We start from the raw sequence: 15,223 nt of genomic DNA on the forward strand, positions 1-15,223 counted from the left end.
GCATCAGCGATCCGCATGAGAACGTGAGACAAGGACGGCACGGATGCACATCATCGGCCCCACGACCTTCGACGACGTGCGCGCCCGCTTCCACCGGGACCACCCCGTCGGCCGGGACCACGAGGTCAACACCAACCAGGACGCGGACAGCGCGCTGCGCCTGGCCGACGCGACCTTCGGCACCTGGTCGACGATCCGGCTCTCGCGCGCCGACGTCCGCTCGGTGCTGCTGCCCTGGCACCTGAGCTGCGGCGGCGGGCGCGAACTCGTCCCGCGCACCGGCCTCACGGTCGGCCAGGCCGCCGACCTGCTGCGGGACAACGAAGCGGAGTTCACGGCGGCCAACCCCGTCTGCACCGGCAAGATCGCCCTGTTCCGTACCTCCGCGTTCTCCTCCATCTACCTCACCACCCGGCCGATCCCGCACGACCACTACGCCGACCTGCCCACCGACGACGGCCTGGTCCACCTCGACGGCCTGCACCGCCTGCTCGCCTGGGAGCTGGCCGGACGCCTGTCGTCGCGCGAGGAGCTGACCGCCTACATCGCCGGTGACCTCACCCCGCTCGCCCCGGCCGCCGGACACACGGACACACCGAACGCCACCACCGGAGGTCCCCGCCCATGACGCGAGCGATGCGCGCCCCCGCGTCGCTGCCCGACGCCCCACTCCCCGACCCCGCACCCACCAGCACGACCCTGCCTGACCTGCTCTTACGCAACGCCCTGCGCCACCCGGACCGCCGCGCTCTCAGCGACGGGACCCGCGTCCTCGACCACCGTGGGCTCGACGCCGCCACCGCGCGCATCGCCCACCGCCTGGCCCTGCTGGGCACCGAGCGCGGCGACCGGGTGGCGCTGCTGGGCCCCCGGGACGCCCGCATGTGCGCGCTGCTGTACGGCGTGCTGCGCGCCGGAGCCGTCGCCGTCCTGGTCGACCCCGGGTGGAGCCCCCGCGACGTGCACCGGCGCCTCGACGCCGTCAAGGTGCGGCACGTCCTCACCACCACGCCCGACCTGTGCGCCCCGGAGTCGTACCGCACCGAGCGCGTCGACGTCGACGCGCTCGCCGCGAGCGACCCGGCCGAACCGGCCGCCGCGCCGCCCGGCACCTCCCCCTGCGCCCCGGACGACCTGGCCTATCTGTCGTTCACCTCCGGCTCCAGCGGCGAGCCCAAGGCCGTCGCCGTCACCCACGCCAACGCCGTGCACTACGCGCTGGCGCTGCGCGACCGGCTCGGCCTCGGCGACACCGACGCGCCGTGCGTCGCCCACGTCACCACCCTGGCCGCCGACCTCGGGCACACCTCGTGGCTGCTGGCGCTCGCCACCGCCGGTTCGGTGCACGTGGTGCCGGACGCGCAGGCGCGGGACCCGGAGGCGTTCTGGGCGTCGCTGCGCGAGGCCGGGGTGTCGGTCGTCAAGACCACGCCCTCGCACCTGACGGCGCTGCTCGCCGGGCGGCCCCCGGACGCGCCCGCCCTCGGCACCGTCCTGCTGGGCGGGGAGGCGCTGCCGAGGTCGCTCGCCGCGCGCCTGCTCCAGGACAAGGTGGCCGAGCGGGTCGCCAACCACTACGGGCCGACCGAGACCACCGTCGGCGCCACCTGCTTCGTCGCCGCCACCGTCGCCGACCTGCCCGCGGACGAGCCCACGGTGCCCATCGGCACCGCCATCGGCGAGACCGAGCTGCGGCTGGCGTCCACCGCGGTCCCGCCCGCCGGGCACGCGCTGCCCGACGCCGCCGAGGGCGAACTGCACATCGGCGGGCGGGGCGTGAGCGCCGGGTACTTCGGGCGGCCCTACGAGACGGCCCGCCGCTTCATCGCGTACGAGGGGCGGCGGATGTACCGCACGGGCGACGTGTGCCGCCGCAGGCCGGACGGCAACCTGGTGTTCGTCGGCCGCTCGGACCGCCAGGTCAAGGTGCGGGGCTTCCGCGTCGACCCGGCCGAGATCGAGCGGGCCATGGAGGAGTTCCCGGGCGTCGGCCAGGGCGCGGTGATCGTGCGCGCCACCCCGGCGGGCAACCAGCTCCTGGCCGCCGTACGGCTCACCGACGGGCGCGCCGACGACGAGGCGGACGACACGCTCGCGGCGCTGCACGCGCACCTGCACGACCGGCTGCCGGGCTACTCCGTGCCGCAGCCGGTCCTCGCCCTGCCGGAGCTGCCCTTCGGCGCCAACGGCAAGCTCGACCGCGCGCGCCTGAGCGCCGTCGTGTCCGGCCTGATCGAGTCCCGGGCCCGCACCGCGCGGCCCGAGCCGTCGGCCTCCGCGCGGCCCGCCGACCGCTCGGCGGCGTCGCTGGCGCACGCGCTGTGCGAACTGTGGGCGGACGCGCTCGGCCTGCCCGTGGTCGATCCGCACGCGGACGTGCTGGGCCTGGGCGGCGACTCGATCCTGGCGATGCGCACCATCGCGTTCCTGCGCCGCCGCGGCCACCGCGTCGCGTTCGAGGACTTCTACGACCACCCGACGCCGACCCGGCTCGCCGCGGTGGCCACATCCTCCCGGCGGCTCCCCCAGCCCCGTACCGAGGCCCTGGCCGCCGAGCCCCGCCAGCTGGCGCCCGCCCAGCGGTGGCTGTTCCGGCAGCCCGTCGACGAGCCCCGGCACTGGAACCAGTCGGTGCTGCTGCGCTGCCGGGAGCGCGTGGACGCGGCGGCCCTCGGGCGAGCGGTGGAGGCCGTGCTGCACCGGCACTCGGCGCTGCGCCGCCCGCTCGGCCCCGGCGGGCCCGGGCCGCTGCGGCCCGCGGCCGACCTGGACGCGGTCAGCCACTCGCGCATCCGGGCGGCGCAGGCACCGGCGGACGTGGTCGGCGCGGTCTGCACCGAACTGCACCGCGGCCTCGACCCGGAGGCCGGGCGCCTGCTGCGGGTGCACCTGTTCGCCGGTGGGCCCGGCGTCGACGACCGGATCGCGCTGATCGCCCACCACCTCGTCGTCGACGGCCTGTCCTGGCGCGTCCTCCTCGACGACCTGGCCGCCGCCTACCGGGCCGCGCTCGCCGGGGAGCGGCCCGAACTGCCGCCGACGGCCGACTTCTACGCGTGGGCCGCGGCCGCCCCCCAGGGCGCCACCGCGCCCCCGCCCGGCGCGCCCCGGCTCCCCGTGGACGACGCCACCTCCGGCACCGCACCGGCGACGCTCGTCTGGTCCCTCGACGAGCGGGCCACCGGGCGGCTCCTCGCACGCCACGGGCGCGCCCAGCGCCTGGAGGCGGTGCTGCTCGCGGCGTTCGCCGACGCCACGCTCGCCTGGAGCGGCCAGCCGCGCCTCGGCGTGGAGGTGGAGACCCACGGCCGCGAGACGGACGGGGACGCCGGGCAGTACCTGGACACCGTGGGCTGGTTCACGGCCGTCAAGTGGCTCGCCGTCGACGCCGGGGGCACGGCCGACGCGGCGGCGCGCGTGTCCGGCGTGGAGGACCTCATACGGCGAGCCCCCCAGCTCCCCATGGACGTCGAAGGGGTCCGCCCCGAGGCGGCGTTCAACTTCCTCGGCACGTTCCGGCTGCCCGACGAGCCCTCCCTGCGGTGGTCGGTGGCGGACGAGCAGGCCGGGGTGGCCCGCTGCGCCACCGGCGACTCGCTGTACCGGCTGCGCCTGACCGCCCGGATCGTCGACGGCCGCCTGATCACCGACCTGGTGTACGCCTGGCCGCGCCTGTCCCACGGCAGCGCGGAGCGGATCGTCGCCGCGTTCTCCCGCGCGGTGGCCGCCGCCGCGGACGCCGAGCCCGCCCCATACGCCAGGGCGGCGCAGTCCACCTCGGGCCAGCTCCTGCACACCGGCGCCGTCCCGCGGGGCCCCCAGAACCACTGGAGCGTGGTGCGCGAGCCGGTGCCGGTGCTGCTGACCGGCGCGACCGGCTACCTGGGCGGGCACGTGCTCGGCGAACTGGTCGAGCGGGGCGCCCGGGTGACCTGTCTGGTGCGCGGCGACAGCGACGCCGACGCGGCCCGGCGGCTCGGCGGCGCGGACGTCGTCGCGGGCGACATCACCGCGGAGGGCCTCGGCCTGTCGCCCGCCGGGCTCGCCCGGGCGCGCGAGGCCCAGGTGGTGGTGCACGCCGCGGCGGACGTCCGTCTGGTGGCCTCGCCCGCCGACCTGGAGCGGACCAACCACACGGCGGTGCGGCGGCTGCTGCACTGGATCGACACCCACACCCCCGACGCCCGCTTCCACCACGTGTCCACGCTGGCCGTCGCGGGCGAGGTCGAGGGGCCCGCGCGCCGGTTCAGCGAGGCCGACCTGCGCATCGGGCAGGGCTTCCGCACCCCGTACGAGCGGGTGAAGTTCCGCGCCGAGGAAACCGTGCGCGCCTGGGCCTCGTCCGGCGGCCAGGCGTTTGTGCACCGCAGCGGCCACATCGCGGCGCACAGCCGCACCGGGGCGTTCCAGCGCAACGTCGGCGACAACCGCGTCTACCAGACCGTGCGCGGCTACGTCCTCGCCGGTGCCGCGCCGAGCCGCCCGTCGACGACGTTCGAGTTCTCCCACGTGGACACGGTGGCGGCGGGCATCGCGGCGCTCGCCACGCACCCGTACGCGGCCCCGGGCGTCTACCACGTCGAGTCGCCGCACACGGTGGCCCACGACGACCTGGTGGGGTGGCTGGCCCGGCACGGCTATCCGGTGCGCCTGACGGACGACGCCGCCTTCGCCGCGGCGCTCGCCCGCGCCGAGCGGCGCCATCCGACGGTGGCGCGGCTGGCCTCGACCTGGTCCCAGCTCGGTGACCGCAACGTCGTCGTGGACAGCGCCTGGACGCAGTCGGTGCTCGACCGGCTCGGGGTGCGGTTCGCCGAGCCGACCGCCGAGTGGTGGTCGGCGGCGCTGTCCTGGGCCGCCGACGTCGGCTTCCTGCCGCGGCGCTCACCGGTCCCGGCCGACCCCTCCCGCTGAACCGATCCCCCCTCATCCGGCCCGGTCCGCGCGGTGCCCCGCCGGTTCCTCGCCCCCTCAGTTCACCGCCCCCCAGTTCATCAACTCCCCCTAGGAAGTGACGCGATGCCCCAGCTCTCCCCCGTGCTCAAGCAGGCCACGCCCGTGGTCGCCACCCGTGGCGAGGGGATGTACCTGTACGACGCCGACGACCGGCGCTATCTGGACTTCACCGCCGGGGTCGGCGTGACCAACACCGGACACTGCCATCCCCGGGTGGTCGAGGCCGTGCAGCGGCAGGCGGGGCAGTTGATCCACGGCCAGTACACGACCGTCCTGCACGACCAGCTGCTCACGCTGACCGAGCGCCTCGGCGAGGTGCTTCCCGGCGGCCTGGACGCGCTGTTCTACCTGAACTCGGGCAGCGAGGCGGTGGAGGCGGCGCTGCGGCTCGCCCGGCAGGCCACCGGCCGTCAGAACGTGATCGTGTTCGACGGCTCCTTCCACGGGCGCACCATGGGCGCGGCGGCGATGAGCACGGCGGGCATCCGCTTCCGCCAGGGCTTCGGCCCGCTGATGCCCGGGGTGGCGGTGGCGCCGTTCCCGGCCGCGTTCGCGCTCGGCCTGAGCGAGGAGGCGGCCGTGGAGCACGCGCTGCGCGGCCTCGACCACGTCCTGGCCACGGTGAGCGCGCCCGCCGAGACCGCCGCGATGTTCGTCGAGCCGGTCCTCGGCGAGGGCGGCTATGTGCCCGCGCCGCCGGGCTTCCTCGCGGGGCTGCGGGAGCGCGCGGACCGGCACGGGATCCTCCTCGTGGTCGACGAGATCCAGACCGGCTTCGGGCGGACCGGGCGGTTCTGGGCGCACCAGCACTCCCCCGGTGTCGTGCCGGACGTGCTGATCACCGCCAAGGGGCTGGCCAGCGGCTTCCCGCTGTCGGCGATCGCGGCGCCCGTCGAGGTGATGGCCAAGGCCTGGCCCGGTTCGCAGGGCGGCACGTACGGCGGCAACGCCGTGGCCTGTGCCGCCGCGCTCGCCACCCTCGACGTCATCCGCGACGAGGGCCTGGTGGACAACGCCGCCGAGCAGGGCCGCCGCCTCGCGGACGGGCTGCGCAAGGCCGCCGCGGACGTCCCGGCCATCGTCGACGTGCGCGGCACGGGCCTGATGCAGGCCAGCGAGTTCCGCGCCCCGGACGGCTCCCCCGACGCCGCGCTCGCCCGGAGCGTCCAGCAGGCCGCCGCCGAGCGGGGGTTGCTGCTGCTGACCTGCGGGGTGCACGGCAACGTCGTGCGGATGATCCCGGCTCTCGTCGTCACCGCCGAACAGGTCGACGAGGCGCTGGCGCTGTGGTCCGCCTCCGTCGCCGCGGCCGTCGGCTGACGGCCCGACTGACGGCCCCCGACGCCGACGGCCCCCGACGCCCCGTACGCTCTTCGAAAGGACTGATCACGCCATGACCGGAACCACGATCGACGACATCGGCTGGACCAGCGAGTACCTGGAGTCCGCGCGCGACGTGTGGTCGCTGACGGTCTCCGACGACGACCGGCGGCTGCTGTGGGCGGACGCCCTCGCCGGGAACTGGGGCGCGGGCGAGGCGGCGTACACCGCCGTGCGCTCGTTCATCGGCGCCAGCCTGGACGCCGTGGGATTCGTGAACGTGCGCAACGTCATGTCCCCGGACGCGTCCGACGACGACCTCATCACCGGTCTGTCCCGCGTCCTGGACGAGGTCGGCGGGGCCATTCCGCAGAACGCCCAGGGCGACCTGTGGACCGTGCTGCGCGACCGCGACGGTGACGGCGCCACCGAACTCGGCTTCCACTGCGACACCTGCGACCTGCTCGTCCTGCTGTGTCTGCGGCCCGCCGCGGACGGCGGCGGCACCACGAAGCTGGCCAGCGCGCGGCATGTGTACGACATCATCGCCCGCGAACGCCCGGACGTGCTGGCCCTGTTGCAGCAGGAGTGGCGGTTCGACCGGACCGGCCGCGCGGGGCAGCAGATCGTCACCACGCCGATCCTGTTCACGCAGGACGACGGGACGGTCGGCTGCTACTACCAGACCCGCACGGTGCGCGCGTCGGCCGACCTCGACGCGCAGCGGCTCGAAGCCCTGGACTACCTGGACGAGGTGCTGTACCGGCCGGAGATCGCCTTCGGGCTCCAGCTCGGCGCGGGCGACCTGCTGATGATCCGCAACAGCCGGGTGCTGCACGGGCGTTCGCCGTACGTGGACGAGCCGGGGCCGCGGGCCCGGCGCATCCTGCGGGCCTGGATGAACGAGCGATGAGCGGCCACGGCAGGATCGGCGTGGTCACCGGCGGCGGCAGCGGCCTGGGCCGGGCCGCCGCACTCGCCCTGCTCGACCAGGGCTGGTCCCTCGCGCTCGCCGGGCGCCGCAAGGAGACCCTGGAGGAGACCGCCGCGCTGTCGGGCGCCGGCGCGGACCGGGTGCTCGCGGTGCCCGCCGACATCAGCGACCCGGCGCAGGTCACGGCCCTGTTCCGGGCGGTGGGCGACCACTTCGGGCGGCTGGACCTGCTGTTCAACAACGCGGGCGCCGCCGTGCCGCGCAGGCCGGTGCCGGACGTGGCGCACGACGACTGGAACCGGATCATCGCCACCACCGTCACCGGCACGTTCCTGTGCTCGCAGGAGGCGTTCCGCATGATGCGCGACCAGTCCCCGCAGGGCGGCCGCATCATCAACAACGGGGCGCCGTCCGCGCACGTGCCCCGCCCGCACGCCATCGCCTACACCACCGCCAAGCACGCGGTGCTCGGCATCACCCGGGGCCTGTCCCTGGACGGCCGCCCGTACAACATCGCCTGCGGGCAGATCGACGTGGGCAACGTGACGCCGGTGGACGGCAGTCCGCAGCCGCCGTCGATGCAGGGCGACGGCACGATGGCCGTCGAGGCGACCATCCCGGTGGAGCGGTTCACCGAGGCGCTGCTGCTGATGGCGTCGATGCCGCTGGACGCCAACGTGCAGTTCCTGACGGTCCTTCCCACGACGATGCCCTACGTCGGCAGGGGGTGACGCGATGCTGGTCAGCGCCCGCTCCTTCGACGAGTACCGGGCCATGTTCGCGCTCACGGACGACGACCTGGCGCTGCGGATCCTGGACTGCCCCGGCGGGGCGGCGAGCTTCGTGGCCGAGGCCGGGGCGCGGGGCACGGACGCCGTCGCCGTCGATCCGCAGTACGGTCCGGGCCGGGACCGGCTGGGCACGCTCGCGCTGCGCGAGATCGAGCACAAGCACGCGTACGTCGCCGACAACGCGCGGCGGTTCGTGTGGGACTGGTTCGGCGGCCCCGAGCGCTACACCCGGGAGCGGGCGCGGGCGGCACGCGCCTTCACCACCGACATCGCGGCCCGCCCGGGCCGCTACGTGGCGGGCGCGCTGCCGCATCTGCCCTTCGCCGACCGCTCCTTCGACCTCGTCCTCAGCTCGCACCTGCTGTTCTCGTACGGGGCGCGGCTGAGCGAGGAATTCCACTCCAGTGCGCTGATCGAGCTGGTGCGGGTGGCGCGCCGCGAGGTGCGGCTCTTCCCTGTGGTGCTGCACACCAGCGACCGCCGCTACGCGGGCCTGGACCGGCTGCGGGCCCGGCTCGCCGCCCTGGGCGTGCCGTCGCGACTTGACCGGGTCGACTACGCGTTCCAGCCGGGCGGCGACGAGGTCCTCACCCTCGACTGCTCCGCTCCCGGGCCGCTGCCCGCGTCCCGGCCCGGCGCGGACGCCCACGATCCGGTGCGCTGGCGGCACGCCACGGGGGACGTCAGCCGGGTGTAGGGCGGACGCCGGACGGCCCCGCCGCCCGCAAGGGGCGACGGGGCCGGTGCGCTGGCCGGTCAGCGGGCCGCGCCGCCGCGGGTCACGTACCGACCCGGGCGGCCAGGGCCGCCGCGAGTCGGGGCGCCGCGAACGCCGTTCCGCACGTGAACCGCATCAGCGGTCCGAACGTCGCCGCGGCATGGACCCCCGTGAAGCACAGGCCCGGCATCGAGGAGCCGAACCCGGCGTCCAGGCGAGGATGGCCGCCGGTGCGGGCGAGCTGCGCCCGCAGGCTGGGCGCGAGGAAGCCCAGGGCGTCCACGCACACCCGGTATCCGGTGGCCGCGAGGACATGGCGGGTGCGCAGGGTGCGGGTGCCGCCCCGCGCGTCCACGGTCGTCAGCTCGGCGACGCCGCCGACCGACCGGGCGTCCGTCAGGTGCTGCCCCAGTTCGGTCGGCACCACGTGTTCCAGGCGCGGCTTGAGCCACCACGCCCCGGACGGGCCGAGCACCTGCCGCACCAGCCGCGTCCGCACCTGCTCGGGCAGATACCGGAAGGCGGCGGCGTGCCGCATCAGCGCGTACAGGCCCCACGAGCGGCCCAGCGGCGAGTCCGGCCGCCAGTGCGGAGGCCGCGCGGGGGCGCCGCCGAACACCAACTGCCGGGTGCGCGCGAGCAGTCGTACGCCCGCACCGGCCTCGTGCAGCAGCGCCGCGCTCTCCAGCGCCGACTGCCCGGCCCCCACGACGACCACCTCACGGCCGGAGAACACCCGCAGGTCGGCGTGGTGGGAGCTGTGCGAGACAAGGCCGACGGGCACCAGCGGCGACAGCGCCCGCGGTAGGTGCGCGAACCCTTCGACACCGCTGGCCACGACCACGGCCGAGGCCCGGGCCTCCTCCCCGGAGTCGAGCGCGACCTGGAAGCCCCCCGCTATGCGGCCCACCCGCAGTACCCGGACGTCCTCCACTTCCGGGACCAACTGTGCGGCGAACCACCGCCCGTAGCGCGCGAACAGCTCCACCGGCACGCGTGCGTGCCCGCTCAGCTTCGGCTCGCCCGCCATGTGGAAGTAGTCCTCCAAGGTGTAACCCGGCTTGGGCGCGGACAGCGTCGACGCGCTCGGCGGCGACTTGAGCAGCATCCCCACGGGCATGGCGCGGTCCCAGGACGCCATCGGCGTGCCGAAGACCCTGACGTTCACTCCCCGCGCCTTCAGGTGCGCGGCGGTGGACAGGCCGTACGGGCCCGCCCCGATGACGACGACGGGACGTGCCGTCATCCGAGACGTGCGAGACATGCGAGACATCTGACTTCCCCACTGGCGCGGCGCTCGGGTCGAGCCCGCGTCCCGGCATGGACGTATGGCGGTACACACCGGAAGCCACCGTTCGCCGGGCGCCGCGCACCGCGCGGGCTCAGGCGGACCGTGGCCGGGGAAGGGGAGGGCCACGTCGGATGACCGTGTCGGCCAGCAGCAGCGGGGGCGGCGGCGCGCGCGCCGGGGCGGGCACTGTGCGCCGCTCGGCGTCCGCCGCGGCCCGCTCCGGAGGGGCGCCCACGGGGGCGAGCAGGCGCCGCACCAGCGCGCGCAGTGCCCGCCACTGCCGTCCGGCGGCGAGCAGCACCCGCCGCCGGAGCCCGTACAGGAGCACCGCGCTCAGCGCGGTCAGTGCGGCCCGGGCGGCCGCGATGGCCCCTTCCGGGTGCTCCGACGACGACCACAGCTCGTACGCGGGAGCGCTCACCGCGCCGTCGGCCCACATGAACCAGGCGCACAGCAGGACCTGGCCCGCGAAGGCCAGCTCCAGGTGCCGCACCAGCGGCTGGTCCCGTCCGGCACCGGGCAGCGCCGCCGCGAACAGCACGAGCGCGGCGAGCCCCCGGGCCGCCAGGGAGGGACTGGAGTCGAACGCCAGGTGGTGGAGCGTGGCGGCGAGGGAGGTGGCGAGCACGGAGAACAGCCCCGCGCGGGCCACGGCACCCGGCGCCGGGCGCGGCACGGCGCCGCGACGGCGTGAACTCGATGAACGCGATGAACGCGGTGAACGCGGTGAACGCCTCGAGCCCCCATGACCCGCCCATGATGGGGTCTCGCGGCAACGCCCGCAACGCCACCGGGTGTTCGCGCCCCGGATTCGGCGCGTTCGCGTCCCGGCTTCCTCGTGGGGCGCGGGGCGCGGGCGGGTACTCCCTGTGGCGTACGTGCCGGGGGCAGCGGGCGCATACGGCGAGGAAGGTGACGACTCCCCCGCCGCGCCCGTGGCCCGTGTCTCCCGCGCTGCCCCGCGCGCTGTCCCCTCACCTGACGGATCTGGCTGTTGCGCTGGTCGTGGCCGCTCTCGTCGGGGCGGACGCGGCGGGGCGGACGCGGCGGTCAACGACCCCGGCCACCGGCAGGCCGACTGGCTGACGTGGCTGCTGTACGGCGTCTCGGTCGCGGCGCTGCTCGTGCGCGGCCGGTGGCCGGTGGCCGTCAGCGTGGTGACGGGCGCGGCGTGCGCGGGCTGGGCGCTGTACGGGCACATCGGGGAGTTGCTGAATCTGCCGGTGATGGTGGCGCTGTACGCGCTGGCCGTTGAGGGGAACCGGCGGCGCACGCTGCGCACGGCGGTGGTCGCGGCCCTCGTCTCCGGCGCGGTGTCGCTCGCCGCGGGCATCGACGTGGCGCAGCCGCGGGGCGCGCCCCTGCTGGAGACGCTGTGGCCGCTCGTCCCCCTGCTGCTCGGTGAAGTGGTGCGCGGGTGGCGGGAGTTGATGAGGGAGTACGCCGACCGGGCCGCCCGCGCCGAGGCCGAGCGGGAGCGGGAGGCGCGGCGCAAGGTGCAGCAGGAGCAGGTGCGGATCGCCCGCGAGTTGCACAACGTGGTGGCGCACACCGTGTCGGCGATGACCGTGCAGGCCGGGCTCGCGCTCGACGCGCTGAACCAGCGGCCGGACGCGGCGCGGGCGGCGAACTGGCCCGCGAACACCGCCTGGCCGTGCACGAGTTGACGCCGCTCTTCGCCTCCCTGGAGGAGATCTACACGACGATGACGCGGGACTCGGTGGAGTACCGCGGCAGCACGGGAGCCGACCCCGTCCGGGGCGGCGGGCGAAGCGAACGACCTGGCGGCGCACCGGACGTGGAGGAGCTGAACCCATGAGTACCCCCTCACGCGGCGCCCGGGCTTCCGCGCGGCGCTGGCCTTCGAGTGGACCAAGTTCGCGAGCCTGCGCTCGACCCGTTGGACGACGGCCGCGGTGGGCCTGGTCACCGTGTGCGGTGCCGTCTTCGTGGGCCTGAGCGGCAGCCTCCAGGCCGATGACACCGTCCTCGGCGGCAGCCTGACCCTCAGCGTCGTGTCGCTGATGATCGCCGGGGTGGTGGGGGCCCTGACGATGTGCGGGGAGTACGCCAGCGGCACGGCCACGTCGACGTTCGCCGCCGTGCCCCGGCGCGGGCGGGTGCTCGCCGCGAAGGCGGCGCTGCTGGCGGGGGTGCTGTACGGGCTGTCGCTGGTGGCCTGCGCGGTGGCGTACGCGGTGGGCGGCGCGGTGCTGGAAGACGGCGCGCACGCGCGGGGCGAGCCGATGCCCGCGCTGCTCGGGATCGCCGGGCTGTTCGCGGTCGTGGGCGTGCTCGGCCTGGCCGCCGGGGTGCTGGTGCGGCACTCGGCCGGGGCCGTGACCTCGGTGATCTCCGTGATGCTGCTGCCGTCGCTGTTCGGCCCGCTCCTCGGGGACGCCCAGCGGTGGATCGCGGGCGCCACCCCGACCACGGCGCTGGAGAAACTGACACAGACCTCCGACGCGAGCCCCGAAACGGTCGGCTCCCTCGGCGCGTGGCCCTCGCTGGCGCTGGTGGCCGCGTACACCGCGGCACTGCTCTGCATCGCCGCCCGTCGGCTGCGGCGCCGCGACGCGTGAGGCGACCTCCGTACGCCGTGTTCGCCGCGCTGACTGCGTCCTCCGCGTTGTCTGCGTTGTCTATGTTCTCCGCGTTGTCTGCGTTCTCCGGGTTCTCCGCGTCGTCCGAGCAGCGCTCCGGGCCCCGCCCCAGCCCGCGCGGACCGCATGAGAACATGGCACCTGACCAGGCACTTCACCCTCAGGAGGCAGGCCCGCCCATGTTCGACGCCCTCAAGAACCTCAAGGCGAAGGCGGAGGAATTGTCCGGCACTCACGGGGACAAGATCTCCGACGGACTGGAGAAGGTCGGCCACTTCATCGACGGCAAGACCGACGGCAAGCACAGCGACAAGATCGACACCGCCGTCGACAAGGCGCAGGACTTCGTCGAGAAGCTGGGCGAGAAGCAGAAGAAGGAACAGGGCTGACGCCGCTGCTCCCGCTGACGCCGACGCCTTCTCACGCCGTCGGACTGAGGCCGGGCCCGCGCCGGTGCGGCGCGGGCCCGCGTGCGCCTCACGATGACGCGGCGCCCGCCTCGTCCCGGTCCGCGGTCGTCCCGTCGGCCGCCGCTCCGCCCCCTGCGCCCGCCGCGCTGTCGAGCCGCCGCGTACGGGACCGCGATCGGGACACCGCCACGCCCGCCAGGCACAGCGCACCGCCCACCAAGGTCAGCCAGGCCGGTACCTCATCCAGGAACGCCCAGCTCAGCATCACCACGATGGCCGGGACGGCGTACGTCGTGGCGCCCATCTTCCCGGCGGGCGTGCGGGCCAGCGCATAGCTCCACGTGGTGAACGCCAAGGCGGTCGGCACCACGCCCAGGTACACCATGTTCAGCGTCGCCGACGCCGGGGCCCGGGGCAGTTCGCCCGCGAGCTGACCCGCGAACGGCAGGCAGGCGACCGTACCAGTGAGGCAGCTGAACGCGGTGATCTGCAACGGGGTTCCGTACGACAGCGCGGGCTTCTGCGCGACCACGCCCGTCGCGTACGCCACGGCCGCGAGCACGCACAGCACGACGCCCAGCAGCGGGGTCGAGCCCGAGGACTCCGATGAGCCCGCCGACATCGACAGCCCGACGACCACCGCGCCGCCGAACGACACGGCCATGCCCGCGATCAGCCGGGGCGGCAGGGCCTCACCGAGGAGCCGGGCCGCGAGCAGGGCCATCAGGATCGGCCCGATGTTCACCAGCAGGGCCGCCGTGCCCGCGTCGACCAGGCGCTCGCCCCAGTTCAACGCGACCATGTACCCGCCGAACCAGACCACTCCGGACACCGCGATCCCCCGCCACGCCTCGCGCGGTGGCAGCCCTTCGCGGCGTACGAGGACCAGCACGACCAGCACTACGGAGGCGGCGGCCAGCCGCCCGAGGGCCAGCGCGCCGGGTGAGAAGGCGGCGCCCGCGCTGCGGATCGAGACGAAGGCGGACGCCCACGCGAACACGGTGAAGCACACCGCGCCGACCGTGAGCACGGCAGGTGAGACGGGTGAGGTGGTGGTGCCGGGGGAGGCGGTCAGGCGAGGTGTCATGCCAGCACTCTAGGAGCCAGACACTTCGGCGTCCACCGAAATATTGAAGGGAGTCCGCATACCCCTCCCACACACCCTCCGCACGCCTCTTCCGCACGCCTCTTCCGCACCTCCTCCGCACGCCCCTCCCGCGCTCACTCCCATCCGCTCGCGTCGATGCCCAGCAACTCCCTGAACGCGCGCTCCCCCGCCTCGGTGACCGCGAGTCCCCGGCCGCCCTCCGCCGGGCGCTCCACCCAGCGCGACCGCAGGGCCAGCGCGCACAGCCGGGCTGCGGCCACCCCTCCGAAGTGGCGGCGCCGCTCGGTCCAGTCCAGGCACGAGCTGGCCACGGGCCGTCGGCCCTCGTGCGCGAGGCCGATCCCCGCCTGGGCGAACCACTCCCGGCCCTCGTGCGTCAGCGCGAACAACCCGTCGGTGCGCAGCAGTCCGCGCGCCTCCATGGCGTCGGTCACGGCCATGCCGAGCCGTCCCGCGAGGTGGTCGTAGCAGAGGCGGGCACCGGCCAGCGGGTCGGGCGCGGACACCACCGGCGCCGCGTGCGCGGCGTCCCGGCCGGGCACCGCGTACGTGGCCAGGCCGTCGACCAGGCGCGCGGTCGCCGCGTCGGCGATGCGCACGGAGCTGCACCGCCCCTGCCGCTCGACCACGCAGATCCCCGCGGCGATCAGCTTCGCCAGGTGGCCGCTGACGGTGGACGGGGCGACACCCGTCATCCGCCCCAGCTCGCCCGCCGTCCACGCCCGGCCCTCCAGGAGCGCCATGCAGATGGACGCCCTGGTCTCGTCGGCCAGCGCCGCCGCGAGCCCGGCCAGAAGAGCGGCGGGCGCGGGGGCCTCACCCACCTCGACCAACTCAGCGAAGCCGGGCTCCCCTGTGGGGCCGGACGACTCTACGGAGGCGGCGGGCGACTCGGCGGAGGCGGCGGGCGACTCGGCGGGAACGGCCGGTGAAGCGGCGGCAGCGGGGCGGGCGGCGGACACCGTGCTATGCGTACGGGAGGACGTGGCCATGCCCCCAGGATGCCCCATCGATTCGCCGTCCACCGAATAGTGCGCCGCCGAGTGTCCCTGCGATGCGCCCCTGAGCCGTCCCTGATACGCCCCCTCGGGA

General features: G+C 75.2%; 14 protein-coding genes. 10 read left to right on the forward strand and 4 right to left on the reverse strand.

Going from position 1 to position 15,223, the window contains the following annotated elements; translation table 11 throughout:
- Nucleotides 1–43 precede the first annotated feature (43 nt).
- The 6 genes from ACOBQU_RS01840 (at nucleotide 44) to ACOBQU_RS01865 (ending at nucleotide 8,698) form a co-directional block, all read left to right on the forward strand.
- Complete coding sequence (locus tag ACOBQU_RS01840; RefSeq protein ID WP_423623973.1) at nucleotides 44–628, forward strand: DUF6309 family protein; 585 nt, start codon at nucleotides 44–46, stop codon at nucleotides 626–628.
- A complete protein-coding gene (locus ACOBQU_RS01845; RefSeq protein WP_423623975.1) occupies nucleotides 625–4,914 on the forward strand; it encodes an AMP-binding protein in 4,290 nt (1,429 codons plus the stop codon). Before ACOBQU_RS01840 ends, ACOBQU_RS01845 begins: the two co-directional genes overlap by 4 nt.
- Nucleotides 4,915–5,019: 105 nt before the next feature.
- Nucleotides 5,020–6,276 (forward strand): aspartate aminotransferase family protein, encoded by a 1,257-nt coding sequence (locus ACOBQU_RS01850; protein WP_423623977.1) that lies wholly within the window; start codon nucleotides 5,020–5,022, stop codon nucleotides 6,274–6,276.
- Between the two features lie 73 nt (nucleotides 6,277–6,349).
- Nucleotides 6,350–7,189: a TauD/TfdA family dioxygenase gene (locus ACOBQU_RS01855; RefSeq protein WP_423623979.1), complete on the forward strand. Its 840-nt coding sequence runs from the start codon at nucleotides 6,350–6,352 to the stop codon at nucleotides 7,187–7,189.
- Nucleotides 7,186–7,941 (forward strand): SDR family oxidoreductase, encoded by a 756-nt coding sequence (locus tag ACOBQU_RS01860; RefSeq protein ID WP_423623980.1) that lies wholly within the window; start codon nucleotides 7,186–7,188, stop codon nucleotides 7,939–7,941. Before ACOBQU_RS01855 ends, ACOBQU_RS01860 begins: the two co-directional genes overlap by 4 nt.
- Before the next feature lie 4 nt (nucleotides 7,942–7,945).
- Nucleotides 7,946–8,698: a methyltransferase domain-containing protein gene (locus tag ACOBQU_RS01865; protein ID WP_423623981.1), complete on the forward strand. Its 753-nt coding sequence runs from the start codon at nucleotides 7,946–7,948 to the stop codon at nucleotides 8,696–8,698.
- 82 nt (nucleotides 8,699–8,780) lie between these two features.
- Here ACOBQU_RS01865 and ACOBQU_RS01870 read toward each other — a convergent pair whose 3' ends face one another.
- Complete coding sequence (locus tag ACOBQU_RS01870) at nucleotides 8,781–9,983, reverse strand: NAD(P)-binding domain-containing protein (protein ID WP_423623983.1); 1,203 nt, start codon at nucleotides 9,981–9,983, stop codon at nucleotides 8,781–8,783.
- A gap of 118 nt (nucleotides 9,984–10,101) precedes the next feature.
- A complete protein-coding gene (locus ACOBQU_RS01875) occupies nucleotides 10,102–10,662 on the reverse strand; it encodes a hypothetical protein (protein WP_423623985.1) in 561 nt (186 codons plus the stop codon).
- 283 nt (nucleotides 10,663–10,945) lie between these two features.
- On the opposite strand from ACOBQU_RS01875, the gene ACOBQU_RS01880 reads away from it, so the two are divergent.
- The 4 genes from ACOBQU_RS01880 to ACOBQU_RS01895 all read left to right on the forward strand — a co-directional run bounded on the left by ACOBQU_RS01880 (nucleotide 10,946) and on the right by ACOBQU_RS01895 (nucleotide 13,002).
- Nucleotides 10,946–11,677, forward strand: a complete 732-nt coding sequence (locus ACOBQU_RS01880) for a histidine kinase dimerization/phosphoacceptor domain-containing protein (RefSeq protein ID WP_423623987.1) — start codon at nucleotides 10,946–10,948, stop codon at nucleotides 11,675–11,677.
- Nucleotides 11,665–11,829 carry a hypothetical protein gene (locus tag ACOBQU_RS01885; RefSeq protein WP_423623988.1) on the forward strand — a complete coding sequence of 55 codons (165 nt, stop codon included), beginning with the start codon at nucleotides 11,665–11,667 and terminating at the stop codon, nucleotides 11,827–11,829. The genes ACOBQU_RS01880 and ACOBQU_RS01885 overlap by 13 nt, the downstream gene beginning before the upstream one ends.
- Before the next feature lie 97 nt (nucleotides 11,830–11,926).
- The gene (locus tag ACOBQU_RS01890) at nucleotides 11,927–12,592 is read left to right on the forward strand and encodes an ABC transporter permease (RefSeq protein WP_423623990.1); all 666 of its coding nucleotides are present in this window, start codon (nucleotides 11,927–11,929) and stop codon (nucleotides 12,590–12,592) included.
- 200 nt (nucleotides 12,593–12,792) lie between these two features.
- Nucleotides 12,793–13,002, forward strand: coding sequence for an antitoxin (locus ACOBQU_RS01895; RefSeq protein WP_423623992.1), 210 nt, complete (start codon nucleotides 12,793–12,795; stop codon nucleotides 13,000–13,002).
- Between the two features lie 88 nt (nucleotides 13,003–13,090).
- On the opposite strand, the gene ACOBQU_RS01900 is transcribed toward ACOBQU_RS01895, so the two are convergent.
- Nucleotides 13,091–14,110 carry a DMT family transporter gene (locus ACOBQU_RS01900; protein ID WP_423623994.1) on the reverse strand — a complete coding sequence of 340 codons (1,020 nt, stop codon included), beginning with the start codon at nucleotides 14,108–14,110 and terminating at the stop codon, nucleotides 13,091–13,093.
- 134 nt (nucleotides 14,111–14,244) lie between these two features.
- The gene (locus tag ACOBQU_RS01905) at nucleotides 14,245–15,123 is read right to left on the reverse strand and encodes an ArsR/SmtB family transcription factor (RefSeq protein WP_423623996.1); all 879 of its coding nucleotides are present in this window, start codon (nucleotides 15,121–15,123) and stop codon (nucleotides 14,245–14,247) included.
- Nucleotides 15,124–15,223 lie beyond the last annotated feature (100 nt).

The sequence above is a fragment of the Streptomyces sp. G45 genome, assembly GCF_049542095.1.
Taxonomy (GTDB): Bacteria; Actinomycetota; Actinomycetes; order Streptomycetales; family Streptomycetaceae; genus Streptomyces.